The sequence below is a fragment of the Rhizobium sp. B230/85 genome (genome assembly GCF_019355735.1).
Taxonomy (GTDB): domain Bacteria; phylum Pseudomonadota; class Alphaproteobacteria; order Rhizobiales; family Rhizobiaceae; genus Rhizobium; species Rhizobium rhododendri.
Genome location: NZ_CP072156.1, coordinates 1,143,752 through 1,167,188, shown reverse-complemented (window position 1 = coordinate 1,167,188; position 23,437 = coordinate 1,143,752). Strand labels below are relative to the sequence as shown.

The following is a 23,437-nucleotide window of genomic DNA, read 5'->3' as shown; positions in this document are numbered from 1 at the left end:
AAAAAGGGCGGCCGAGGGCCGCCCTAAGTCATGCTGTTGATTGGAGATAGAGACCCGCAGATCTGGGAGTTCTCCATGGTCGGGCCGTGCGCGGAGTGAATATTAGACGCCGCGCAACTGAGGGTAGCTTGATCGCTATCTCCTAACACAATCTTAAAAAGACCGGCAATCTCTCACCCGTGACTATTGCGCATTTGCGTTCGGTTAATTTTTCAATGCCTCGAGATCAGCGAATTGTGCCAGGCACTCCGGATTGGCGAGCGCTTCCTTGTTGCGCACTGTCCGGCCATGCACCACTTCGCGCACCGCGAGTTCGACGATCTTTCCGGATTTAGTACGGGGGATATCGGCGACGGCAACAATTTTCGCCGGCACATGGCGCGGCGTGGCACCTGTTCGGATGCGAGCCTTGATCGCGGTGGCGAGATCGTCGGTCAACGTGACGCCGGTGGCCAGTTTGACGAACAGCACGACCCGCACGTCATCCTCCCAATCCTGGCCAATGCAGATCGCTTCCGCCACCTCGGGCATTTGCTCGACCTGATTGTAGATCTCCGCAGTGCCGATGCGGACGCCGCCGGGATTGAGGGTGGCGTCGGATCGGCCGTGAATGACGAGGCCGCCATGCCGCGTCCATTCGGCGAAATCGCCATGACACCAGACGTTGTCGAAGCGCTCGAAATAGGCGGCCCGGTATTTGAGGCGGTCGGGATCGTTCCAGAACATGATGGGCATCGACGGAAAGGCTTTGGTGCAGACAAGTTCGCCCTTTTCCAGCCGCACCGGCTGGCCATCCTCGTTCCAGACGTCGACGGCCAGTCCCAGCCCCGGGCCCTGTATTTCGCCGCGCCATACGGGCTGCAGCGGATTGCCGAGCACGAAGCAGGAGACGATATCCGTTCCGCCGGAGATCGATGCCAGCTGGACATCGGCCTTGATGCCCTCGTAGACGAAGGAAAAACCCTCCGGCGACAGCGGCGAGCCGGTGGAGGCGATGAGCCGCAGGTGGGATAGGTCGTGCGAGGCGTTCGGCCGCAATCCGCTTTTGCGTACGGCATCGATATATTTCGCCGAGGTGCCGAAAATGGCAAACTTCTCGTCTGCGGCATAATCGAAGAGGACGTTGCCATCGGGCGCAAAGGGTGAGCCGTCGTAGAGGCAGAGCGTCGCGCCGGCGGCAAGGCCGACCGCTAGCCAGTTCCACATCATCCAGCCGCAGGTGGTGAAATAGAATACCCTGTCGTCAGGCATGACACCGCAGTGCAGGCGATGCTCCTTGACCAATTGCAGCAGCGTGCCGCCCGCCGAGTGAACGATACATTTCGGCACGCCCGTGGTGCCCGACGAAAACAGGATGAACAGCGGGTGGGCGAAGGGCAATGCCTCGTATTCGACAGGCTTCGGCGTGAACGCCTTGAGGAAGGCATCGAGCGTCGTGGCATCAGGCGTCATGGCCGCCACGGCATCCGCATCCCCGGCATAGGGGATGATGACAGAGGCGACACCGAGGCGCTGCGTCACGGCGCGGATCTTGTCGGCGACATCCTGGAGCTTGCCATTGTACCAGTAGCCGCTGCAGGCGATGAACAGCTTCGGTTCGATCTGGCCGAAACGGTCCATGACGCCCTGCTCGCCGAAGTCAGGCGAACAGGACGAGCAGATTGCGCCGATGGATGCTGCGGCCAGCATGCAGGCAATGGTCTCCGGCATATTCGGCATCATTGCCGCGATGCGATCCCCCTTGCCGATGCCGATTGCACGATAGGCCTGCTGCAGACGCGACACTTCGGCGCGTAGCCGGTCCCAGGACCAGCGTGAACTGACCTTGTCCTCGCCGCGAAAGATCAGTGCATCCCCAGGACCGCTTCTGGTGAGAAGGTTCTCGGCAAAATTCAGTTCCGCGTCTGGGAAGAAACGCGCGTCCAGCATGTTGTCGCCATCGACTAGAGCCCGCGAACCTCTGGTGCCCTTGATGCCGCAAAACTCCCAGACGGCGGTCCAGAAGCTTTCGCGATCAACAATCGACCAGGCATGCAGGCTTTCGAAATCATCGAGGGAAAGCCCATGCCTTGCATTGCAATGCTGCATGAACGCGAACATCGGCGTCTTCCGACGCTCGACCTCAGACAAAGACCATAACGGCTGCTCGTCCTGCATTCCCATCCCTCCCGCTCGACGCTCTCTACCACGCCGCGCAGCAATATTAATATCAGAGGTTGGCGGCGTGTCAGGATGCGACGTTTGCATATGATCGGCATTTCCTATATCCGCCAAACGCAGGCGAAATCATGCGCAACGGTTTGAAAGTTTCTGCATCAACATGACGGCGTCAGGTAACAAGAGGTGGCGGCCCGCCTTGCGGTCGATGAAACGCTGGCTTCCAGCCGTCGCGCGCACGACCGGCATCGTCGTTCTCACCATCATCATCGTTTCCGTCGTGTTTAGAGCCACGGCACCCTTCCTCATTTCCAGCGGCCTGGTGCGCTCCGGGATAGAGGAAGCCCTGTCGCGCTGGACCGGCTATCGCGCCGAGATCGAGGGATCCCCGGCGATCGACTTCTGGCCGACGCCGCGCGTCACGCTGAACCAGGTGACGATCCGCGAGCGCACTGCCGGTGGCAAGGTGCTCGGTCATGTCGACAGCCTGTCCGCCGACTTCTCGCTGCTGGCCGCCCTGCGCGGAAAGGCCGATTTCCACGAATTCCACTTCCTGCGGCCGGTCGTCTACGTGCGCCGCGACGATACCGGGCTGATCGACTGGACCAATGCCGGACTGCTCGGCAAGGCCATCGACCGGGTCGAGAGATCCCCGACCGGCAGCACCGTGATCACCAAATCGCAGGACGCCAAGATCGGCGGCGTCACGGTCGAGGATGGCGTGGTCGAACTGACCGACGACAAGACCGGCAGGCTCTTCAGGCTCGACGGGGTCAATGCCGATATTTCCTGGCCACGACTGTCGAAGCCGATGAGCGCCGTGCTGCTTGCCCGCCTCAACGGCCAGGACATCAAGGTCGATTTCTTCTCGGAACAGCCGCTGCTGCTGTTTGCCGGCAAGAATGTCGACGCCAAGACGACGTTTTCCTCACCGCTGATCCGCGGAACCTTTACCGGCATTACCAACATGTCCGATTTTTCAGCGCTGTCCGGAAATCTGGACCTCGCCATTCCCGACATGCCGTCCTTCCTCGCCTGGAGCGGCGAGCGCCTGCCCGGCAGCGCTACACTCAAGAACCTGTCGATGAATGCCGATGTCTTGACAGTCACGGACGGCATTCGCTTTAACAACCTGAACTTCGTGCTCAACGACGCCGCCGCTTCCGGCGTCATGGATTATGGCTATACCAGTACCGGGAAGCCGAAGATTTCAGGCACGCTTGCCTTCGACAAGATGAACCTTAATCCGTTCCTCGCCGCCTTTTCGATGCGACTTGCCGCCAGCACGGCTATCGACACGCTGCTGAACGGCAATCCGCTGCAGAGGCTGGACCTCGATCTGCGCCTGTCGGCAAAAAGCGCGTCGCTCGGGCCCTTCAATTTCGACAATATCGGCGCAGGATTGCTGGTGGCCGGCGGCACGGCCAAGTTCGACATCGGCGACAGTGGCTTTGAAGGCGGGGACCTGACCGCCCATCTCGAAGTCACCGAGCGCAACTTCGATGGCGGCGGCAAGTTGCAGATTTCGATCCGCGATGCCGATTTTGCCAGCCTCATCACCCGCCTTAACCTGCAGGGGCCGCTGCCGCTTGCCAATGGCTCGCTCGACCTGTCGTTGATGACCAACAAGCCGATCTGGGCCGCCAATCTCGGGGACGTGGCCGGCAAGCTGCGCTACTGGTCGAAGGCCGGTGCCTTCCGCCAGTTCAATGTCTCGACATTCCGTGCCCTTGCCGCCCAGAAGAAATTCTTCCACCTCAGCGACGTCGCGGATTCGACCTTCGATTTCCAGACCATCGATCTCGATGCGAGCTTTGCCAAGGGGTCGGTCGATGTGCAGAACGCCAGGATCGTCGGGCGAAACGAGACCTTGTCGCTTTCCGGCATCGTGCCGTTCCGCACCAACTCGCTGGCTTTATCCGGTGTGCTGGATGCCACCAATGCGGCGGAGGGAGCCGACCTGCCGGTGCTGCCATTCTTTATCGGCGGCACATGGCCGGACGCGATCGTCTCGCCGGTATCGCCGGTTCAGCAAAAGGCAACGCAGCCCTAATCACAGCGCGTTGGCGGCATGCTCGTCACGCTGGCGCTGGATTTCCCGTCTTTTCGTGACAACAGAGGCGCAAATCACACCAATTGCCACGATGGCGATCAGGATGGTGCAGACGGCGTTGATCTCCGGCGTGACGCCCAACCGCACCTGGCTGTAGATCTTCATCGGCAGCGTGGTGGCCCCGGGGCCCGAGGTAAAGCTCGCGATGACAAGGTCGTCGAGCGACAGCGTGAACGCCAGGATCCAGCCTGAAAACACAGCCGGTGAGATGATCGGCAGGGTTATCTCCAGGAATGTTCGCAGCGGCGTGGCGCCGAGATCGAGCGCCGCCTCCTCGATCGACTGGTCGAAGCTCATCAGCCGCGACTGCACGACGACGGCGACAAAACACATGGTCAGCGTCGTGTGTGCGAGCGTGATCGTCCAGAAGCCGCGATCGAAGTCGATGGCGACAAACAGCAGCAGCAGCGAAAGGCCGGTGATGACATCCGGCATGACCAGCGGCGCGTAAACCATGCCGGAAAACAGCATCCGGCCGCGAAAACGGGTGTAGCGGACAAGCGTGAAGGCGGCGAGCGTACCGAGCACGGTTGCCAGCGTCGCCGACAGCAGTCCGACCCGCACCGTGACCCAAGCTGCGTCCAGCAGCGCCTGATTGTGCATCAGCTGGACATACCATTTCACCGAGAAGCCGGTCCAGATCGTTACCAGCTTGGACTCGTTGAACGAGAAGATGACCAGCAGCGCTATCGGCAAGTAGAGGAAGGCAAAGCCGAGGGTGACCGAGACGATGTTGAAGCGGGACCATTTGACCATCGTCTATCTCCCCTGCTCGTCGGCTTTCGCCTGGATATTCTGGAAGAACACGATCGGTACGACGAGGATGATGAGAAGGATGGTCGCAACCGCCGAGGACACCGGCCAGTCCCGGTTGGCGTTGAACTCGTTCCATAGCGTCTTGCCGATCATCAATGTCTGCGAACCGCCGAGCAGATCGGGTATGACGAACTCGCCGACAGCCGGAATGAAGACCAGCATGCAGCCGGCAATGACGCCCGGCAACGACAGCGGAAAGGTCACGCGCCAGAAAGCCGTGATCGGCGGGCAGCCGAGATCCTGGGCTGCCTCGATCAGCGTGTGATCCATCTTTTCGAGCGCGGAGTAGAGCGGCAGCACCATAAACGGCAGGTACGAGTAGACGATGCCGATATAGACGGCGGTATTGGTGTTGAGGATGATCAGGGGCTCGTGGATGATACCGAGATAGAGCAGCACCTGGTTCAGCAGGCCCTCCGGCTTCAGGATGGCGATCCAGGCGTAGACGCGGATCAGGAAACTGGTCCAGAATGGCAGGATCACCAGCATCAAAAGGGTCGGCCGGATCGTGCGCGGCGCCTGTGCCATGCCATAGGCCAGCGGATAGGCGATCAGCAGGGTCAGCAGGGTCGAGATGGCGGCTATCGTGACGCTCGAGACATATGACTTGAAATAGAGGGGATCGCCGGTCAGCCATACGTAGTTGTCGAAGGAAAGCTGCCGGAGGTTATCGATGAAGCCACTGAGGCCGTTCGACGTCGAGAAGACGGGTGTGTAAGGCGGCATCGCGGTCGCCGAGGTCGACAGCGACATGCGGAAGACGATGAAGAACGGTGCCAGGAAGAAGATCAGCAGCCAAAGATAGGGGATGATGATCACAAGGCGGCGGTAGAGCGCTGAACCGAACGTTCCCATGATCTCAATCCTTCAACAGCACGCCGGCATTTTCATCGAAGGAGACCCATACCTGCTGGTCGTAGCCGAAGGGGTCGTCGACGGAGCGCACCGCGTTGAGCGAAGACGCCTTGACGACCTGGCCGCCCTGCAATTTGACGTGGAACACGGTCATGTCGCCGAGATACGCGATGTCCCAGATTTCACCCTCTGCGGCATTGACACCGGCATTGGCCGGCGGGTTGCGGGTGACGCGGAGCTTTTCGGGACGGATGGCAAAGCCGGCGCGGCTGCCGACGGCGGGTGCATCTGATGTCGCCGTGCGCAGCGTGAAGGCGTTGTCGACTGCGATCTCGGCAACGCCCGGCTGCGAGGACACGACATTGCCGTCCAGAATATTGACGTCACCAATGAAGCCGGCGACGAAACGGGAATTCGGCGCCTCGTAGATTTCCGCAGGCGTTGCTACCTGCGCCACCTTGCCGTGGCTCATGACGGCGATACGATCTGCCATCGTCATCGCTTCTTCCTGGTCATGGGTAACGACGACGAAGGTGAGCCCGAGGCTCTGCTGCAGGTCCATCAACTCGAACTGGGTCTCCTCGCGCAGCTTCTTGTCCAGCGCGCCGAGAGGCTCGTCGAGCAGCAGCACCTTCGGCTGCTTGGCGAGCGAACGCGCCAGGGCGACGCGCTGGCGCTGGCCGCCGGACAGCTGGTTGGGCTTGCGGGTGGCGAACTGCTCGAGCTTCACCATCTTCAACATCTGCGCGACGCGCTCTGCGATCTCGGCCTTGCTCATGCCATCCTGGCGCAGGCCGAAAGCGATGTTCTTCTCGACCGTCATGTGCGGGAAAAGCGCGTAGGACTGGAACATCATGTTGACCGGTCGCCGATAGGGCGGCGTGCCGGCAAGATCCTGGCCATCGAGGATGATTTCACCCGATGTCGGCTGCTCGAAGCCGGCGAGCATGCGCAGGAGCGTCGACTTACCGCAGCCGGAGGCGCCGAGAAGAGCGAAGAATTCGCGATGGTAGATATCCAGCGAGAGATTGTCGACGGCTGTGAAGTCACCGAATTTCTTGGTGACATTGCGCACCGAGATAAACGGTTTTGCCGCAGGATCCGTCCATGGCGCGAAAGAGCGGCGGATGTTGCCGAGAGACTTCATCATGATCCCCGAATGATGCGATGCATTGTCGACGCCCCCACGGGCGCTGCAGCATGAAAAAGCCCGGACTTTAGGGGCCCGGGCCGGTATTCGCTCTGCTACTGACCGGTGACGACCGTGGTCCACAACCGGGTCACGGTTTTCTGTATCTTGTTGTCGTAGGGCGTCGTGGTGAACAGCTTCTTCATCATGTCGTCCGGCGGGTAGATAACTGGATCGCTGAGGATCGCCTTGTCGACGAACGCCTGCGAGGCCTTGTTGCCGTTGGCGTAGAAGACGAAGTTCGATGCCTTGGCGATGACCTCGGGCTTCATGATGTAGTTGATGAACTCATGCGCCTCGGCCACATGCGGGGCATCCTTGGGGATAGCCATCATGTCGAACCACATCTGGGCACCCTGAGACGGGATCGAGTAGCCGATCTTGACATTGTTCTTGGCTTCTTCCGCCCGGCTGCGAGCCTGGAAGATATCGCCGGAATAGCCGAGCACCAGGCAAATGTCGCCTTGGGCCAGAGCGCTGATGTAGTTGGACGAATCGAATTTGCGAATATAGGGGCGGACGGCCGTCAGAACGTCCTGCGCCTTTTTCAGCTCGGCCGGATCGCGGCTGTCCGGATTGAGTCCAAGATAGGCCAGCACCGAGGGCAGCACATCGGACGGCGAATCCAACATGTAGATACCGCAATCCTTGAACTTGGCGGCCATTTCCGGCTTCAAGAGCACATCCCAGTTCGGCCGTTCGTCGGTGCCGAGGATGGCCTTCATCTTGTCGATGTTGTAGCCGATCCCGGTGGTGCCCCACATATAGTCGACGGCATAGTCGTTGCCCGGATCGTACTTCTGGGCGCGATCGGTGATTTCAGACCACATGTTGGAGAGGTTGGGGATCTTGGACTTGTCGAGCTTCTGGTAGACACCGGCAGCGATCTGGCGCTGCAGGAAGGTCGCTGTCGGCACCACGACGTCGTATCCGGTGCCGCCGGCCAGGAGCTTGGCTTCCAGCGTCTCGTTCGAATCATAGACGTCATAGACGACCTTGATACCGGTTTCCTTGGTGAAATCGGCGAGAATAGAATCGTCGATGTAATCAGACCAGTTGTAGACATTGACGACACGGTCGGCAGCCTCCGCCGAGGCAACCAGGCCGACCACTGCAAGAGCTGTGGCAGCCAGGCGTGCGATAATGGCTTTCATTTTCTCTCCTGTTCCGTTCACGGGCATCGAGACAATGCCCAACCCTCTGTTTTTCTGATCAGACTAGAAAGGATTTCAGAAGGCCACAAGGGGGAAACCGTCAGTCGAACTGGGCATTTTCGCGGGGCCCGCACAGCGTGCCGCTTTTTTCGGCGACGATTGGCAAAGCCGGCAGGCTGCTGGGCGGAGCTGGCAAGATCGCGTTGCTGCGGCCTGCCGCCACCATTGGGATCGCGGGCGAGCCGTGAAGGAGGACCGTCAACGAAAAACGACCGGGAAACATTTCCCGGTCGTTCTAATTGCTGTTGATGGAATGCTTTATCAGGCCGCGCGGTGGTAGCCGCGTTCGTTTTCGGCCTCGATCTTGAACTGCTGGATGAGGTGCATCAGCGAGTCCGCCTCGGTCGCCAGTTCGCGGCTGGCTGCCGATGTTTCCTCGACCATGGCCGCGTTCTGCTGGGTCATCTGGTCCATCTGGTTGACCGTCGAATTGACTGACTGCAGGGCATTCGACTGGTCGTGGCTGGCACGGGCGATCATCTCGACGTGCTGGCTTATGGTGACGATCTGGCTGCTGATCTGCGACAGGACGGTCCCGGTCTGCTGTACGAACTGCGAACCGGCGGTGACCTCGCGGGTCGACTTGTTGATCAGCGTCTTGATCTCCTGTGCGGCTGCGGCGGAACGCTGAGCCAACTCGCGAACCTCCATGGCGACGACTGCGAAGCCCTTGCCAGCCTCTCCGGCGCGGGCCGCTTCGATGCCTGCATTGAGAGCGAGGAGGTTAGTCTGGAAGGCGATCTCGTCGATGACGCCGATGATCTTGCCGATTTCGGTGGAGGCATCCTCGATGCGCAACATCGCGTCGATGGCATTGTTGACGACGACGGAGCTATCGTCGGCACTGCGCTTAGCCTCGCGCACGATGACATCGGCGTCCTTGGCACGGTCGGCAGATGAGCGCACGGTGACCGTGATCTCCTCGACGGCCGCTGCCGTTTCCTCGAGCGAGGCCGCCTGCTGCTCGGTGCGCTTCGACAGGTCCTCGGCGGAGGCCGCCATCTGGTTGCCGTTGTTCTGGATCAGTTCGACATTGTCGCGGACCTGGCTGAGGGTCTGCTGCAGGCGAAGCATCGATGCATTGAAGTCGCGGCGCAGCTGTTCGAGGCGACCGATGAACGGCGTTTCGATGGTGGTGGAGATATCCCCCTGGGCCAGGCGATCGAGGCCACCCGCGAGGGCGTTGACCGCGAAGTCGATCTGGCGGTCGAGCTCGCGCTTTTCGGCGTCGTTGCGCTGCCGCTCGTGTTCGGCAGCAGCACGTTCTTCGTCGCTCTGCTCCTCGATGCGGATCTTGGCGATGGCATTTTCCTTGAAGATGCCAAGAGCACGGGCGATGTCGCCGATTTCATCATGCCGCTGTTCGCCCGAGATGGCGGTTTCAAGCCGGCCATCGGCGATGCGGCGCATGGCGGCGGTGATCTGGCCGATCGGCCGCTGCAGCGTCAGCACCAGCGCGATGCCGCCGGCAATCGACAGGATGATGCCGAGGACCGTTGCAAGCACCGAGATGGAGTTTGCCTGCTCTCGTTCGGCGCCGGCGCTCTGCTTCTGCGTCTGGGCGAATGTAGTCAGCTTGCCCCAGATCTGGTCGAGCTGCTGTCGGGCATTGGCATATTCCGCGATACGCTGGTCGATGATGTCGACCAGCTTGCCGCCATCGCTGTCCATGGAGGTCAGAACCGGCACGATCGCCGTGTCGAGGTCTGCGGCAAAGTCCATGCCCTTGGCGCTCTGGTCGAGCGTGTTCATGTCCGTGCCGAGCTTGGCGATTTCCTGGCGGAGACGAACGAGGTTGTCCTTGCTGGTGTTGGCGAGGAATTCGCCGAGCACGAGCTGCAGCGAATAGATCGATGCTTCGAGGCGACGAATGTCTTCGAGAACGGAATTGGTCTGGACGATGCGGGTGTCGATCTCGACAAAGGTTGTGGTGGCCTTGCGCATCATCTGGGTTGCGGCAAGCTGCGTGTAGGTCGACATCTGGCGGAAGCGGGAAAGCAGCCGGCCGACATCGGTCACGGTCTGATCCGTGGCAGCAGCGGCGTCGACACCATTGACCAGGGTCGTCAGGTCCTTGATCGTGCCTGCGAGCGACGTCACCATGCTCTTCTGGTTCTGCGGGATGGCGAGTTCAATCGAGCGCTGCGCCTTGGCGATATCCGGCAAGCGATCCTTGACTATCTTCAATTTGTCGGCCGGCGTGGCGCCTTTCCCGAAATCATCGGTTACGCTTGCCAGGGCGTCTCCGCCTTTGAGCAGGCGGTCTGCGGACCGAAGCGTCGCGGTGGCATCGGCCTCGTCGCTGCGCATCGCGTCCTGCAACTGCTGTGCCTGGAAATTGACATTGAAGCGGGTGCCGATCAGCACGCGCTGCGCATCGTCTATCGACTTGCGGAAATTGAGTTCCTGATCATGCAGGGTCCAGAGGCTGCCGACGACATTGCTGATATCGGCCGTTCTGGTCGTCGCATCGGCAAGTTCATCATGGCCCTGTGCGCCCACGCCGACCTGGTCGAGCGTCGCTGCGAGCACTGCCTGCTGCGACTTGACGTCGGCATACAGTTTGTCGCGCGCTTGCTCGTTGGTGATGCGCAGGAAGTCGTCCATGGAAGCGTAGAGGTTCTTGAAGCCCGTCAGCGACTGCAGCACGCTGTTGGAAATCTCCATGCGTCCCTGCAACAGTCCTGAGGCGTAGAGACCGGTCAAGCCAACGGCCGAGATGCTGATCACGAATGGCAATACGAAGAGTAGGACTTTGGTCTTGATCTTGAAACGCGACAGAACTTTATCAATCAACATTCGGGCCTTGCCTTCCATACACAACCGCTCCGTCGGCGCGGCGGCGCTGACTGGGTGTATCCCCTGAATTTTTGGATCACAGGCGGGGTCCCGCGTGGTGGCAGGAGGCAATCATTGCGTCGTTTCTGCTTGCCGGAGAAACGCCCCTTATCTAAGGCGAATACTGCCGAAAACCCGTTAATATTCGGATAAAGAAGGTTAGTACGCTAAGTTTGAAAGAAACTCTTTTGACCGCGGGAGATGCGAAGGTCAGAGCAGGGCACAGCTGGAGAACGCGGTGTCGCACGGACGACGACGTCCCTAGTGAAGCCCGTTAGATGGCGCGAGAGACCATGTAGGCGATACAGGCTGCCGTCGCACCGGTCGCGAGCATCGCGAAGCGGACAGCGAACAGCTTGGCACTGTCCCGGGTTTCAGCGATTGCAATTGCGCGAGCGCGACGCGATGTCTTGTTCATGAGCACGTATCCCATTTCGACACTGACACGATAACCGCTGATGCGGCCAGCCTGCAACCACTAATATTGGGCAGACCTTCAACAGCGATAAAGTACATCATGGAGCACGGCTGTTAACAAGTCTTGAATGTGCTTCGCAGCTAATTAAGCTTACGCCGCTTCGCCAGCCACGTGGCCCGAGGCCCAGGCCCACTGGAAATTGTAGCCGCCGAGCCAGCCGGTAACATCGACGCATTCGCCGATGAAGAACAGTCCCGGCACATCCTTTGCCTGCATGGTGCGCGAATCGAGCGCCTTGGTATCGACGCCGCCAAGTGTCACCTCTGCCGTGCGGTATCCTTCCGAGCCGGCGGGCTTGATCTTCCAGTCCTGGACTGCTGCGGCCAGTCGCTGCAACTGCTTGTCGGGCTGGTCGGCGAGATTACCGGTGAAACCCTCCGCTTCGGCAACGTATTGCGCCAGGCGCTTCGGCAGGAATTCGGCGAGTGCTGTCTGCGCCGCGATGCGCCCGTTTGCCTGTCTCGCAGCCTTCAGCTTTGCAAGCACGTCGATCTCGGGCTCGATAACCAGTGTGATTTCCTCGCCCTCGCGCCAGTAGGAAGAGGCCTGGAGTACAGCCGGGCCACTGAGGCCGCGGTGCGTGAACAGCAGCGCCTCGCGAAAGCCGGTCTTGCCGCAGCGGATCTCGGCAGGCGCTGCGATACCGGAAAGAGGTGCCAGGCGCTCCAGAAGCGACGGATCGAGCGTCAGCGGCACCAGACCGGGGCGTGTCTCGATCAGCGGCAGCCCGAATTGCTCGGCGATCCTGTAGGCAAAGCCGGTCGCTCCCATTTTGGGGATAGACTTGCCGCCGGTGGCAATGACCAGCGACGCTGCTTCTATCGTGTCTTCGTCGGTCGAGACGACAAAACCACCGCCCGAAGGTGCGACATCCGATACGGTCGTCTTAAGCTTCAGCATGACATCCGCGTCGCGCATCTCCTCCATCAGCATCCGGACGATATCCTTGGCGCTGTCGTCGCAAAACAGCTGGCCGAGCGTCTTTTCGTGCCAGGCGATGCGATGGCGATCGACCATGGCGACAAAATCCTGCGGCGTGAAACGCGCCAGGGCGGACTTGGCGAAATGCGGGTTGGCAGAGAGGAAGTTCTTCGGCGTCGTGTGGATATTGGTGAAATTACAACGCCCGCCCCCGGAGATTCGGATTTTCTCGCCGGGTGCAGCGGCATGGTCGAGCACAATCACCGAGCGTCCACGCTGGCCGGCGCGGATGGCGCACATCATGCCGGCAGCGCCTGCGCCGATAATGACGACATCACATTTGCGATCCACGCTAAATTCCTTCTCGCATGCCACCTTGAGGCTTTGGAGCCGGCCTCCGACTTGTCATTTGCGGAAAACACGGCAGGTTGTCACTCGCCAATTAGCAAACTGCCGTTATGATGTCGCCCTAGATCAATGCGAACCCGGTGTTTCATGCCATCCAAAAAGAGCCTGCTTAAACCCGCCAAGCCCGTATCCAAATCGAAGAGCGTTCCGCCGAGCTTGCGGTCGGCTCGTGGAGTGTCCGACTGGAAGGAAGCGGTCCAATGGCTGAGGGTGCGCGGCATCGAGGATATCGAATGCATCACCCCTGACCTTGCCGGCGTGCCGCGCGGCAAGATGATGCCGGCATCGAAGTTCACGTCGAATACCTCGCTGGCCCTGCCCTCGGCCATCTACCGCCACACGATCTCGGGCGAATATCCGGAGGAGACCGAGAGCTTTCGCTATGAGCCGCGCGATAGCGACCTCAAGCTCGTACCTGACCTTTCGACGCTGTCAGTGGTTCCGTGGGAAAGCGACCCGACGGCCCAGGTGATCTGCGACATCGTCGACTCCGACGGCCAGCAGGTGTCCTATACGCCGCGTAACCTTTTGAAGCGGGTGATGGCGCTCTACCAGGCGCGTGGCTGGAAAGCGGTGGTGGCGCCCGAAATCGAGTTCTACCTCGTGGCCAAGAACGACGACCCCGACTATCCGCTGCATCCACCAAAGGGCCGTTCCGGACGGACGATCCTCGCCGGCCAGGGATATTCGATCGCCGGCATCAACGAATTCGACGAGTTAATCGACGATATCTACCACTTCTCCGAAAAGCAGGGCCTCGAGATCGACACGCTGATCCACGAGGAAGGTCCGGCGCAGCTGGAAATCAACCTTCGTCATGGCGACCCGATCGAACTCGCCGACCAGGTCTTCATGTTCAAGCGGACGATCCGCGAAGCGGCGCTGAAGCACAATATCTACGCCACCTTCATGGCCAAGCCGATGCAGGCGCAGCCGGGCTCGGCGATGCATATCCACCAGTCGATCGTCAACATCGAGACCGGCCGCAACGTCTTCTCCAACGAAGACGGCTCGCCATCGCAGGCGTTCTTCCACTTCATCGGCGGCATGCAGAAATACGTGCCGAGCGCGCTGTCGATGCTGGCGCCCTACGTCAATTCCTATCGCCGGCTGATGCCGAACATGTCCTGCCCGGTGAACAACGCCTGGGGCTACGATAACCGCACCACCGCCTTCCGAGTTCCTGTCTCGGACCCGCAGGCCCGTCGCGTCGAGAACCGGCTTCCAAGTTCCGATGCCAATCCCTATCTGGCGCTGGCGGCATCGCTCGCCTCCGGCCTGCTCGGGATCACCCGCGAGATCGAACCGACGGCACCGACCGAGGATTCGGCCAACGAGGGATCGATCGACCTTCCGCGCGGCCTGCTGGAGGCCATTGCCCTTCTGGAAGGCGAACCGGCATTCGAGGAAGTGTTCGGCCGCGAGTTCATCGGGCTCTACGCGGGCGTCAAGCGCGGCGAATTCGAGACCTTCATGCAGGTGATCAGCCCGTGGGAGCGTGAGTTCCTGCTGCTCAACGTTTAAGACGAGACACTGCTGATGGCATTATCCGATACGTGGCAAAGCCCCATCGCCCCCGGCCTTTCCTGGTACCAGGCGACATCCGGCGAAAGGCCGACCTATCCTGCCCTGGACGGTTCGCGCACGGCCGACGTCGCCATCGTCGGCGGCGGTTATACCGGGCTGCAGGCCGCCTATAATCTTGCCAAGGCGGGCGTCGACGTCGTGCTGATCGAGGCAGAGCGGTTTGGCGATGGCGCTTCGGGGCGTAACGGCGGCCAGCTTGGCACGGGCCAGCGCTGGTGGCCGGAAGAGCTGGAGGAGACGCTCGGCTACGAGCGCTCCAAGGCGCTGTTCGATCTTGCCGAGCGCGCCAAGCACAACCTTCTCGATTTCGCCAAGGAAAACGGGATCGACATCGACTACATGCCGGGCCAGATGAATGTTGCCCATAAGAAGGGGTATCGGCAGGCCTATATCGAGAATGCCGAGATCGCCGCCACGCGCTACGATTATCCGCACATGACGTTCATGGACCAGGCGGAAACGCAGGAGAGGCTCGGATCGACGCGCTATTTCTGTGGCGTGCGCGATACAGGCACCGGCCATATCCACCCGTTGAAGCTGCTGATCGGGCTTGCCCGCGTGGCGCAGGCCGCAGGTGCCTCGATCTTCGAGATGACCAAGGCCACCGCCATTCGCCAATCCGGCGGCAAGACCATGATCGACACGCCATCCGGAACGATAACAGCCGGCCGTGTGCTCATCGCCTGCAATGGCTATATCGGCAATCTGGAACCGGTGACCTCTGGCCACGTCATGCCGCTGCGTTCGTTCATCGGGACCACCGTGCCGCTCGACAAGTTTCCCGGCATCATCCCCGGCGGGGAAGCCGTGGCCGATTCGCGATTCGTTGTGCGCTATTTCCGCAAGTCGAAGGACGGCCGGCTGCTGTTTGGCGGCCGCGAGGCCTATACGGCCGACAATCCGCGCGACATCAAGCAACACATCGTCCGGCAGATCTCGGAGATCTATCCGGAACTCAAGGACATCGAGATCAGCCATGCGTGGGGCGGATCGGTCGGCATCACCATGACGCGGCAACCTTTCGTTCGCGAGGTCATGCCCGGCGTCACCTCGATCGGCGGCTATTCAGGCCATGGCGTGATGCTGGCGAATTACTGCGGCAAGCTCTATGCCGACATGGTGCTTGGCGGCTCGACCGACCTCGATCTATTCCGGTCGCTCGACATCCCTGCCTTCCCCGGCGGCGGGCGCTTCCGGGCGCCGCTTCTGTTCCTCGCACTGACGTGGTTTGCGCTGCGCGACAGGTTTTGACCTTTTGACGTTGCGCCGATCACAATTCGTTTTACAAGCAGAGTAGAGATTCCTTGCAACGCACACTGGCCTTTTTAAATCGATTAGATTAAAAAGGCGCCACCCCAGTCTGATTGAGAGATACCTCATGAGCAGCCAAATCATCCCCGTCGATCCCTTTGACTATGTCGTATTCGGTGGCAGTGGCGATCTTGCCGAGCGCAAGCTTTTGCCCGCCCTGTATCATCGGCAGATCGAAGGCCAGTTCACCGAGCCGACCCGCATCATCGGCCCATCCCGCAGCGCACTTTCCGATGAGGAATACCGGAACTTCGCGAAGGCTGCTCTCAAGGAGCATCTGAAGAAGGGCGAGTACAAAGAGGAAGAAGTCGCAAAATTCCTCGCACGCCTGTTCTACATTCCGGTCGATGCCAAGTCCGATGCCGGCTGGGACAAGCTAAAGAAGCTGCTCGACGACGGCAAGGATCGCGTCCGCGCCTTCTACCTGGCCGTTGCACCGGGCATTTTCGGCGACATCTCGGAAAAGATCCGCGATCACAAGCTGATCACCAAATCGACGCGCATCGTCGTCGAGAAGCCGATCGGCCGCGACCTGGCCTCGGCACTCGAACTGAACGACACGATCGGCAAGGTGTTCAAGGAAGAACAGATCTTCCGCATCGATCACTATCTCGGCAAGGAAACCGTGCAGAACCTGATGGCGCTGCGGTTTGCCAACGCGCTCTATGAGCCGCTCTGGAACGCCAACCACATCGACCACGTGCAGATCACGGTCGCCGAGTCGGTCGGCCTCGAAGGTCGTGCCGGCTACTACGACACCGCCGGCGCCCTGCGCGACATGGTGCAGAACCACATCATGCAGCTCGTCTGCCTGGTGGCGATGGAAATTCCGTCGTCGATGGACCAGGAAGCGGTGCGCGACGAAAAGCTCAAGGTGCTGCGCGCCCTGAAGCCGATCGACGCCTCCAATGTCGAGCACGCGACCGTGCGCGGACAGTACCGCGCCGGCGCTTCGGCTGGTGGCCCGGTCAAGGGCTACCTTGACGAGCTGGAAGGCGGCGTTTCCAACACCGAGACCTTTGTCGCCATCAAGGCCGAGATCGGCAACTGGCGCTGGGCCGGCGTTCCCTTCTACATCCGCACCGGCAAGCGTCTTGCCGGCCGCATGTCGGAAATCATCATCACCTTCAAGTCTTTGCCGCACGTTATCTTCGACGCCGCTGCCGGCCGCGTTCAGCAGAACCAGCTGATCATCCGCCTGCAGCCGGACGAAGGTGTCAAGCAGTCGCTGATGATCAAGGATCCGGGCCCGGGCGGCATGCGCCTGCGCAACGTTTCGCTCGACATGAGCTTTGCCAACGCGTTCCATGTCCGCAGCGCCGATGCCTACGAGCGCCTGCTGATGGACGTTATCCGCAACAACCAGACGCTGTTCATGCGCCGCGACGAAGTCGAAGCCGCATGGAAGTGGGTCGATCCTATCCTCAAGGGCTGGGAAACCACCGGGCAGCAGGTTCAGGGCTACACATCCGGCACCTGGGGACCAAGCCAATCGATCGCGCTGATCGAGCGCGATGGACGCACCTGGCACGACGAAATCTGAGGCAACTGCGATGACAGCAAACATGCATGCTTTTGAAAGCGGCGCGGCGCTCGCCACCGGTCTGGCGGACAAGGTTGCCGAAACTCTTTCGGCTGCCGTTGCCGCACGGGGCACGGCCAGCATTGCGGTCTCCGGCGGCTCTACGCCGAAGGCGTTTTTCGAAGCGCTGTCATCGCGCGCCATCGACTGGAGCAAGGTGACGATTACGCTGGTCGACGAGCGCTTCGTGCCCGCCGACAATCCACGCTCGAACCATCTTCTGGTCAAGCAGCACCTTCTGAAGAATAACGCAGCGGCAGCCAAATTCCTGCCGCTGTACCAGCCGGCGGCGGATGCCGAAAAATCCGCCGTCATTGCGACGGCCGAGACCAGGGGCATCGACGATCCGTTTGATATCGCCATCCTCGGCATGGGCGGCGATGGCCATACGGCATCGTTCTTTCCCGGCGGTAGCAATCTTGCCAAGGCGCTTGATCCGCAGACACCACGCGGCATCATCACCATGGAAGCTGAAGGCGCTGGCGAACCTCGCCTAACCTTCACCTTTGCCAGCCTTCAGGATGCTCGCCTCCTCGTGCTGCATATCGAAGGGCAGAGCAAGAAAGACGTTCTCGCCAAGGCAGAAGCTGCCGGCGAAGAGACCGAGATGCCGATCCGCGCCATCATGCGCCGGGCCGCCTCGCCGGTCGAAATCTATTGGGCTCCCTGACCGGAGCCCGAAGGCCGCGTCCGCGCCGCCACAAAAACACGGCAACCGATTGAAGACAGGGGTTCCTCATGTCCGCTGACGCACGCATATCCGCGATCACCGCCCGCATCGTCGAACGCTCCAAAGCGTCGCGCGAACGCTATCTCGGTCGTCTGAGAGAGGTAGGCAGCAAAGGCGCTCAGCGCAGCACGCTCGGCTGCGCCAACCTTGCCCATGGCTTCGCCGTCTGTTCCCCCTCCGAGAAGGATGCCCTGGCCGCAGACCAGGTTGCCAATCTCGGGATCATCACCTCCTATAACGACATGCTGTCGGCCCATCAGCCCTTCGAGCGCTACCCAGACATCATCAGGGCCGCAGCCACCGAGGCCGGCGGCATTGCGCAGGTCGCAGGCGGCGTTCCCGCCATGTGCGATGGCGTGACGCAGGGACAGCCGGGCATGGAACTGTCGCTTTTTTCGCGCGACCTGATCGCCATGTCGGCGGCCGTCGGCCTATCGCACAACATGTTCGACGCGGCGCTCTATCTCGGCGTCTGCGACAAGATCGTGCCGGGCCTATTCATTGCCGCCATGAGCTTCGGCCATCTGCCGGCGATCTTCGTTCCCGCCGGGCCTATGACATCAGGTCTTGCGAACGACGAGAAATCACGTGTCCGCCAGCTGTTCGCCGAAGGCAAGGTCGGCAGGGCGGAACTGCTGGAAGCAGAGTCCAAATCCTATCATGGGCCAGGTACCTGCACCTTTTACGGCACGGCCAACTCGAACCAGATGCTGATGGAGATCATGGGCCTGCACATGCCCGGCGCCTCCTTCGTCAATCCCGGCACACCCCTGCGCGAGGCGCTCACCCGCGAAGCGACGAAGCGGGCGCTGGCGATCACCGCGCTCGGCAACGAATACACACCAGCCGGCGAGATGATCGACGAGCGCTCGATCGTCAACGGCGTCGTCGGCCTGCACGCAACCGGCGGCTCGACCAACCACACCATGCATCTGGTTGCAATGGCACGTGCGGCCGGTATCATGCTGACCTGGCAGGATATATCAGAGCTCTCCGACGCCGTGCCGCTGCTCGCCCGCGTCTATCCGAACGGCCAGGCCGACGTGAACCATTTTCACGCCGCCGGCGGCATGGGATTCCTCATCAAGCAGCTCCTGAAGCACGGCCTCGTCCATGACGACGTCAGGACCGTGTTCGGCCATGGGCTGGAGGCTTACACCGTCGACGCCCTGCTTGGCGAAAACGGCACGGTCACCCGCCAGCCGTCAGCCGAGAAGAGTGCCGATCCGAAGGTGCTCGCCAGCATCGAAATGCCGTTCCAGGGCAATGGCGGACTGAAGATGCTGCGCGGCAATCTCGGCAAGGCGGTCATCAAGATTTCCGCCGTCAAGCTGGAGCGCCACGTCATCGAAGCGCCGGCAGTCATCTTTCACGACCAGAAGGAGCTGCAGGAAGCCTTCAAGGAAGGCAAGCTCAACCGCGACTTCGTCGCCGTGGTGCGCTTCCAGGGTCCGAAGGCCAACGGCATGCCGGAGTTGCACAAGCTGACGCCGGCACTCGGCGTGCTGCAGGATCGCGGCTTCCGGGTGGCACTGTTGACCGACGGGCGCATGTCCGGCGCGTCCGGCAAGATCCCGGCAGCGATCCACGTGACGCCGGAAGCCGTCGACGGCGGCCCGATCGCCCGCATCCAGGAAGGCGACATGATCCGCATCGACGCTATCGCCGGTACGCTCGAACTGATGGTCGATGCCGCCGACCTTGCGGAACGCACACCAGTCATGATCGACTTGTCGGACAACGAATACGGCATGGGCCGCGAATTGTTCGCCCCCTTCCGCCGCGCCGCCGGCCCGGCCGACCAGGGCGCGGGTGTGTTTTCCTGAGGCAAGGCGCGGCCAGCCAGCTCGGGCTGGCCGGTAGCGGCTTCGCATTTCGGTATGATCGCCTGAAGCTTGCTGCGGCACACCCGGGTCTTTGCGACCTAAACTGCCGTACCAGGTCACGGCATCCTCGGCCGCCAGTCGTTGGGACATGCACCCTCAGGCGCGTTTTGCCTGCATTTCGACAGGCGAGGTCATAGCGGCCTCACAACGATCGCGAACTCTCTCCTGCCTGAGCTTCGATGCGCTCTCGCCGATCGCGCTATCCTGTGTAACCCTTGAGGGAATCGCGATAAATCTCATTCTATCGGTTTGAAATGACAACCCAAATTTTTACCAAGATACGGACGGTGAAGAGGTCCTGTACCGTCAACATACAACCCAACTTATCCGCACTTCGCCATCGACTAAAATATATCACTGAATAAACAGTGAGATAACCCGGTTATGTCGGCAATTTCTGGTAGCATGCCTTTCATTCAGCGTGTAGTGGTGACCCGAAACCCAGTTTGGCTCTAGCGGAAAAGCGAAAAACCAATGGTCTCAAAGACAACTTTACCGGATATCGCCGAGACAACTTCACCGAAGACAATCTCACCGACAATGTCGAGCCGGATCAAGATTGCCCGGGTCTGCTGCATCCTGGCGGTGATCTACATGCATATCCCGCCCTATCTGATCGACCCTCCGACCACCGCGTTTTCAAGCTCCGGCATCATCTGGATGATACGCGAGATCATCGGCCGATCGAGCGTACCCCTGCTCAGCATCGTTTCCGGCTATCTGCTGGTCATCCTCGCCGGCTCTAAATCCTGGAGCGATCAGGTGGGCCGGAAGATCCTGACCGTCGTCGTTCCCCTCGCCCTGTGGAGCGCGGTGATCATTGCCAAGGATGCTGTGCTGGACGGGCCGGCTACCCTTCCCGAGGTCAGCGCCATCCCCCAGCATCTCTTCGGCATTTCGGGCTACCCTCGCAACGGGCCGCTCTATTTCCTGCGCGACGTCTTCGTCTGCGTTCTTTGGACGCCGGTCCTGCTCTATGCGCTTGAAAGAAAACCCTGGGTATTGTTCGCACTGCTGATTGCCAACAGTATTTTCAATCTAGACGGCGTAATATTCACCAACAGCGCGATCGTGCTGTTCTTTGCGATCGGTCTCGCCTTTGCCAAAGGAATGGCGTCGCCTGATATCATAGATCGTCACAGCCGCATTCTCGCACCTCTGTCGTTTGCGATCCTGCTGGCGATCGGCTGCCTGCCATTCTATGCGAATTACGACTGGATCGGCGACCACGAGCACGACTGGGCGCTTCGCGTTTTGCAGCTCGTTGACCGGTTCGCCGGCGCCATCCTCTTCTGGTGGGCAACGAAGGCACTGCTGCGCTTCCCCCGGCTGGTTGCCTTCACGGTCGCATTCGAGCCGGTGATCTTCTTTGCCTTTTGCGGCCATACCCTAATCGCCGGTGCCATCTGGATGTGCTTCGAGACCCTCGGGTTTCGCATCGGCGGCACAGCGCACATGCTGTTCTTCGCGACAGCACCGTTCGTCGGGTTGGCTGCCTCAGTCTGCGCCACCTTCGTGCTGAGCCTCGTCGCACCCGGCTTCCTGGCCCTGCTTCTCGGCGGCAGAAGCCCGAGCCTGCCGCAGTTCCGGAATATGCTGGCCCTCGGCCGACGGGCGCCGGCGCAGTGGAACTGATGGCGACGACGTCGGACCAGCCGCTCGAGGGATTTATGCGAGAGTATGTGAACGACCCTTTCGGCAATCGGATAGAGTTGATGCAAGTGTCTGCCAGATAGGTTGGCTGCATCGCGCCAAAACCGGAAAAACTCTCGGCATCTCCAGACAAGCCGACCCGTCGCAGCGCGTCAATTGACCAAAGCACGGCAGGCTTTTATAGACTGGCTCCTGATGAAACCCGCGACGGCTTCGACATTGTCTTTCCAGATCAATGGTGCCGTTCGGGACGTGCATTCGACCACGTAGCGCCGCTGTTTGCATCGGCCATGGAGAAACGACATTATCAAGATCATGGTTTTGCTGCACAGCGCCGAAGGCCTGGATTGGCAGTCTCCCCCCAAGGGCACCAGCCTGAAGACATTGAAGGAGGCCGAAGAGCAAGGCTTCATCACGATCCGCGGCGAATTTCAGAAGCGCGAGTTCCGGCTGACCGCGCGCGGCGCCGAATATGTCGAGCGTGACAAGCGTCGCCTGGCAGCGCGCAAGCTCTGAGGCCGGGCCGCAGGCTACACAGATATTGCGTGACAAACTGGCGGAGTCCGAGCGTCATATCGCTTTTGCAAACTGCTCCTAAGGGCATACCACCCCTCCTCATCTTTGGCAGAGCGACATGACCCTGACCTTCGTGACGACAAAAGAACGCCGGGACCTCCTGCGCACGACTGGCACCTGGCGCTGGGAAGAATTCTTCAAAGGCGGCGACGTCACGCACGAGGAGATGTTGACGCGCGAAGTCGAGGGCGCCAACGTTTCGGGCTTGATGCCGACCGTGCTTGTCATGCTCGAAGACGAGGTGCCCGTTGCGATGTCGGCCATTTGCCTCGATGACCTCGAGGGACGCCCGGAACTGAACCCCTGGCTGGCCGGCGTCTACGTCGACACGCCACACAGGGGTAAAGGCTACGGCGCGCGAATGATAGCAGAGCTTGAAGCGCTAGCCTCTCGGGAGGGCATCGCGCGGCTGTCTCTCTATACGCCGAATTCGGCGAGCTTTTATGCCAAATACGGTTGGACGATGGTGGAGACCTTCGAAAAGTCAGGCAAGGCATACTCGATCATGCAGAAACACCTGCAGGCGCCGACGACATAAGTCGAGGCCAGATTGCCGAAATGGCGCAATCAGTCGGCGCATGAGGCGACAGTGCCCTCCTGATCTAACCCCGGATATCCAGCACATGGTTCCGGTGGGCCGGGTGGGTGCTGTAGACGAATATCTTGTTCATTTCCTTTTCGCTCAGCAGCGACAGGAAGCGCACCTCGACGGTGTTGTTGGGGAAAACCTTCATCAGAACGCAGCCCACCTTGTTGATGCGCGCGTCCGGGATATCGAGATAGAATTGCTTCGGCAGGTTATACTGCGTCAGGATCGCCAGAATGGCGCCGCTCATGGAAATTTTTACGATGTCACAGCGGCGTGAGGCGAGGTGCATCACGCCTTTTTCGGTATATTCGATCCGTGCCGCATTCATCGTGTCCTGCATCTTGTAGCGACCTTCGCGGTCGTACATGAAAGACTCTTCCTTGTTCAGGAAATGGTTCTGCGGTTTCGGCACGGATGCTGCCATGATCGTGAGCCTTCAAATGTTACGGCGTGCTTCAAGAATAGCAGCCGTTATTTAACACTTTGTTAGATGTGCGAGGCTGACGTCGCGAAAGTTGCAAAATAGGCACCGCT

18 protein-coding genes are annotated in these 23,437 nt (G+C 60.5%); 9 read left to right on the top strand and 9 right to left on the bottom strand.

Annotation, left to right across the window (positions count from 1 at the left end; translation table 11 throughout):
* Nucleotides 1-204: 204 nt before the first annotated feature.
* On the bottom strand, nt 205-2,157 hold the full coding sequence (locus J5289_RS05525) for an acetoacetate--CoA ligase (protein ID WP_209182879.1): 1,953 nt from the start codon (nt 2,155-2,157) through the stop codon (nt 205-207).
* A gap of 163 nt (nt 2,158-2,320) precedes the next feature.
* Between J5289_RS05525 and J5289_RS05520 the strand changes: the two genes are divergently transcribed.
* Nucleotides 2,321-4,210 carry an AsmA-like C-terminal region-containing protein gene (locus J5289_RS05520; RefSeq protein WP_209182878.1) on the top strand — a complete coding sequence of 630 codons (1,890 nt, stop codon included), beginning with the start codon at nt 2,321-2,323 and terminating at the stop codon, nt 4,208-4,210.
* Here J5289_RS05520 and J5289_RS05515 read toward each other — a convergent pair whose 3' ends face one another.
* The 7 genes from J5289_RS05515 to J5289_RS05485 all read right to left on the bottom strand — a co-directional run bounded on the left by J5289_RS05515 (nt 4,211) and on the right by J5289_RS05485 (nt 12,884).
* Nucleotides 4,211-5,026 carry an ABC transporter permease gene (locus J5289_RS05515; protein ID WP_209182877.1) on the bottom strand — a complete coding sequence of 272 codons (816 nt, stop codon included), beginning with the start codon at nt 5,024-5,026 and terminating at the stop codon, nt 4,211-4,213.
* Between the two features lie 3 nt (nt 5,027-5,029).
* Nucleotides 5,030-5,941 (bottom strand): ABC transporter permease subunit, encoded by a 912-nt coding sequence (locus J5289_RS05510; protein WP_209182876.1) that lies wholly within the window; start codon nt 5,939-5,941, stop codon nt 5,030-5,032.
* A gap of 4 nt (nt 5,942-5,945) precedes the next feature.
* Nucleotides 5,946-7,088 carry an ABC transporter ATP-binding protein gene (locus tag J5289_RS05505; RefSeq protein ID WP_209182875.1) on the bottom strand — a complete coding sequence of 381 codons (1,143 nt, stop codon included), beginning with the start codon at nt 7,086-7,088 and terminating at the stop codon, nt 5,946-5,948.
* A 98-nt stretch (nt 7,089-7,186) separates the two neighbouring features.
* Nucleotides 7,187-8,284 carry a polyamine ABC transporter substrate-binding protein gene (locus tag J5289_RS05500; RefSeq protein WP_209182874.1) on the bottom strand — a complete coding sequence of 366 codons (1,098 nt, stop codon included), beginning with the start codon at nt 8,282-8,284 and terminating at the stop codon, nt 7,187-7,189.
* A 321-nt stretch (nt 8,285-8,605) separates the two neighbouring features.
* Nucleotides 8,606-11,143, bottom strand: coding sequence for a methyl-accepting chemotaxis protein (locus J5289_RS05495; protein ID WP_209206740.1), 2,538 nt, complete (start codon nt 11,141-11,143; stop codon nt 8,606-8,608).
* A gap of 313 nt (nt 11,144-11,456) precedes the next feature.
* Nucleotides 11,457-11,600, bottom strand: coding sequence for a hypothetical protein (locus J5289_RS05490; protein WP_209182872.1), 144 nt, complete (start codon nt 11,598-11,600; stop codon nt 11,457-11,459).
* A 150-nt stretch (nt 11,601-11,750) separates the two neighbouring features.
* Nucleotides 11,751-12,884 (bottom strand): NAD(P)/FAD-dependent oxidoreductase, encoded by a 1,134-nt coding sequence (locus J5289_RS05485; RefSeq protein WP_247749001.1) that lies wholly within the window; start codon nt 12,882-12,884, stop codon nt 11,751-11,753.
* Between the two features lie 192 nt (nt 12,885-13,076).
* On the opposite strand from J5289_RS05485, the gene J5289_RS05480 reads away from it, so the two are divergent.
* The 8 genes from J5289_RS05480 (at nt 13,077) to J5289_RS05445 (ending at nt 22,852) form a co-directional block, all read left to right on the top strand.
* Nucleotides 13,077-14,513 carry a glutamine synthetase family protein gene (locus J5289_RS05480; RefSeq protein WP_209182870.1) on the top strand — a complete coding sequence of 479 codons (1,437 nt, stop codon included), beginning with the start codon at nt 13,077-13,079 and terminating at the stop codon, nt 14,511-14,513.
* 15 nt (nt 14,514-14,528) lie between these two features.
* Nucleotides 14,529-15,827, top strand: coding sequence for an FAD-binding oxidoreductase (locus J5289_RS05475; protein ID WP_209182869.1), 1,299 nt, complete (start codon nt 14,529-14,531; stop codon nt 15,825-15,827).
* A 127-nt stretch (nt 15,828-15,954) separates the two neighbouring features.
* Nucleotides 15,955-17,430: a glucose-6-phosphate dehydrogenase gene (gene zwf / locus J5289_RS05470; RefSeq protein WP_209206742.1), complete on the top strand. Its 1,476-nt coding sequence runs from the start codon at nt 15,955-15,957 to the stop codon at nt 17,428-17,430.
* A gap of 10 nt (nt 17,431-17,440) precedes the next feature.
* Nucleotides 17,441-18,139 carry a 6-phosphogluconolactonase gene (gene pgl, locus J5289_RS05465; protein WP_209182868.1) on the top strand — a complete coding sequence of 233 codons (699 nt, stop codon included), beginning with the start codon at nt 17,441-17,443 and terminating at the stop codon, nt 18,137-18,139.
* A gap of 68 nt (nt 18,140-18,207) precedes the next feature.
* The gene (gene edd, locus J5289_RS05460) at nt 18,208-20,025 is read left to right on the top strand and encodes a phosphogluconate dehydratase (RefSeq protein ID WP_209182867.1); all 1,818 of its coding nucleotides are present in this window, start codon (nt 18,208-18,210) and stop codon (nt 20,023-20,025) included.
* A 534-nt stretch (nt 20,026-20,559) separates the two neighbouring features.
* Complete coding sequence (locus J5289_RS05455; protein ID WP_209182866.1) at nt 20,560-21,720, top strand: acyltransferase; 1,161 nt, start codon at nt 20,560-20,562, stop codon at nt 21,718-21,720.
* A 333-nt stretch (nt 21,721-22,053) separates the two neighbouring features.
* Nucleotides 22,054-22,254 carry a hypothetical protein gene (locus J5289_RS05450; RefSeq protein WP_209182865.1) on the top strand — a complete coding sequence of 67 codons (201 nt, stop codon included), beginning with the start codon at nt 22,054-22,056 and terminating at the stop codon, nt 22,252-22,254.
* A 118-nt stretch (nt 22,255-22,372) separates the two neighbouring features.
* On the top strand, nt 22,373-22,852 hold the full coding sequence (locus J5289_RS05445; protein WP_209182864.1) for a GNAT family N-acetyltransferase: 480 nt from the start codon (nt 22,373-22,375) through the stop codon (nt 22,850-22,852).
* A 64-nt stretch (nt 22,853-22,916) separates the two neighbouring features.
* Here J5289_RS05445 and J5289_RS05440 read toward each other — a convergent pair whose 3' ends face one another.
* A complete protein-coding gene (locus J5289_RS05440; protein WP_209182863.1) occupies nt 22,917-23,327 on the bottom strand; it encodes a hypothetical protein in 411 nt (136 codons plus the stop codon).
* Nucleotides 23,328-23,437: the final 110 nt, after the last annotated feature.

Excerpts from the sequence above, each read along its gene's own strand:
- J5289_RS05525 (WP_209182879.1), bottom strand. The coding sequence starts at position 2,157 with ATGCAGGACGAGCAGCCGTTATGGTCTTTGTCTGAGGTCGAGCGTCGG.
- J5289_RS05520 (WP_209182878.1), top strand. The coding sequence starts at position 2,321 with ATGACGGCGTCAGGTAACAAGAGGTGGCGGCCCGCCTTGCGGTCGATG.
- J5289_RS05515 (WP_209182877.1), bottom strand. The coding sequence starts at position 5,026 with ATGGTCAAATGGTCCCGCTTCAACATCGTCTCGGTCACCCTCGGCTTT.
- J5289_RS05510 (WP_209182876.1), bottom strand. The coding sequence starts at position 5,941 with ATGGGAACGTTCGGTTCAGCGCTCTACCGCCGCCTTGTGATCATCATC.
- J5289_RS05505 (WP_209182875.1), bottom strand. The coding sequence starts at position 7,088 with ATGAAGTCTCTCGGCAACATCCGCCGCTCTTTCGCGCCATGGACGGAT.
- J5289_RS05500 (WP_209182874.1), bottom strand. The coding sequence starts at position 8,284 with ATGAAAGCCATTATCGCACGCCTGGCTGCCACAGCTCTTGCAGTGGTC.
- J5289_RS05495 (WP_209206740.1), bottom strand. The coding sequence starts at position 11,143 with ATGTTGATTGATAAAGTTCTGTCGCGTTTCAAGATCAAGACCAAAGTC.
- J5289_RS05490 (WP_209182872.1), bottom strand. The coding sequence starts at position 11,600 with ATGAACAAGACATCGCGTCGCGCTCGCGCAATTGCAATCGCTGAAACC.
- J5289_RS05485 (WP_247749001.1), bottom strand. The coding sequence starts at position 12,884 with ATGATGTGCGCCATCCGCGCCGGCCAGCGTGGACGCTCGGTGATTGTG.
- J5289_RS05480 (WP_209182870.1), top strand. The coding sequence starts at position 13,077 with ATGCCATCCAAAAAGAGCCTGCTTAAACCCGCCAAGCCCGTATCCAAA.
- J5289_RS05475 (WP_209182869.1), top strand. The coding sequence starts at position 14,529 with ATGGCATTATCCGATACGTGGCAAAGCCCCATCGCCCCCGGCCTTTCC.
- zwf (WP_209206742.1), top strand. The coding sequence starts at position 15,955 with ATGAGCAGCCAAATCATCCCCGTCGATCCCTTTGACTATGTCGTATTC.
- pgl (WP_209182868.1), top strand. The coding sequence starts at position 17,441 with ATGACAGCAAACATGCATGCTTTTGAAAGCGGCGCGGCGCTCGCCACC.
- edd (WP_209182867.1), top strand. The coding sequence starts at position 18,208 with ATGTCCGCTGACGCACGCATATCCGCGATCACCGCCCGCATCGTCGAA.
- J5289_RS05455 (WP_209182866.1), top strand. The coding sequence starts at position 20,560 with ATGGTCTCAAAGACAACTTTACCGGATATCGCCGAGACAACTTCACCG.
- J5289_RS05450 (WP_209182865.1), top strand. The coding sequence starts at position 22,054 with ATGGTTTTGCTGCACAGCGCCGAAGGCCTGGATTGGCAGTCTCCCCCC.
- J5289_RS05445 (WP_209182864.1), top strand. The coding sequence starts at position 22,373 with ATGACCCTGACCTTCGTGACGACAAAAGAACGCCGGGACCTCCTGCGC.
- J5289_RS05440 (WP_209182863.1), bottom strand. The coding sequence starts at position 23,327 with ATGGCAGCATCCGTGCCGAAACCGCAGAACCATTTCCTGAACAAGGAA.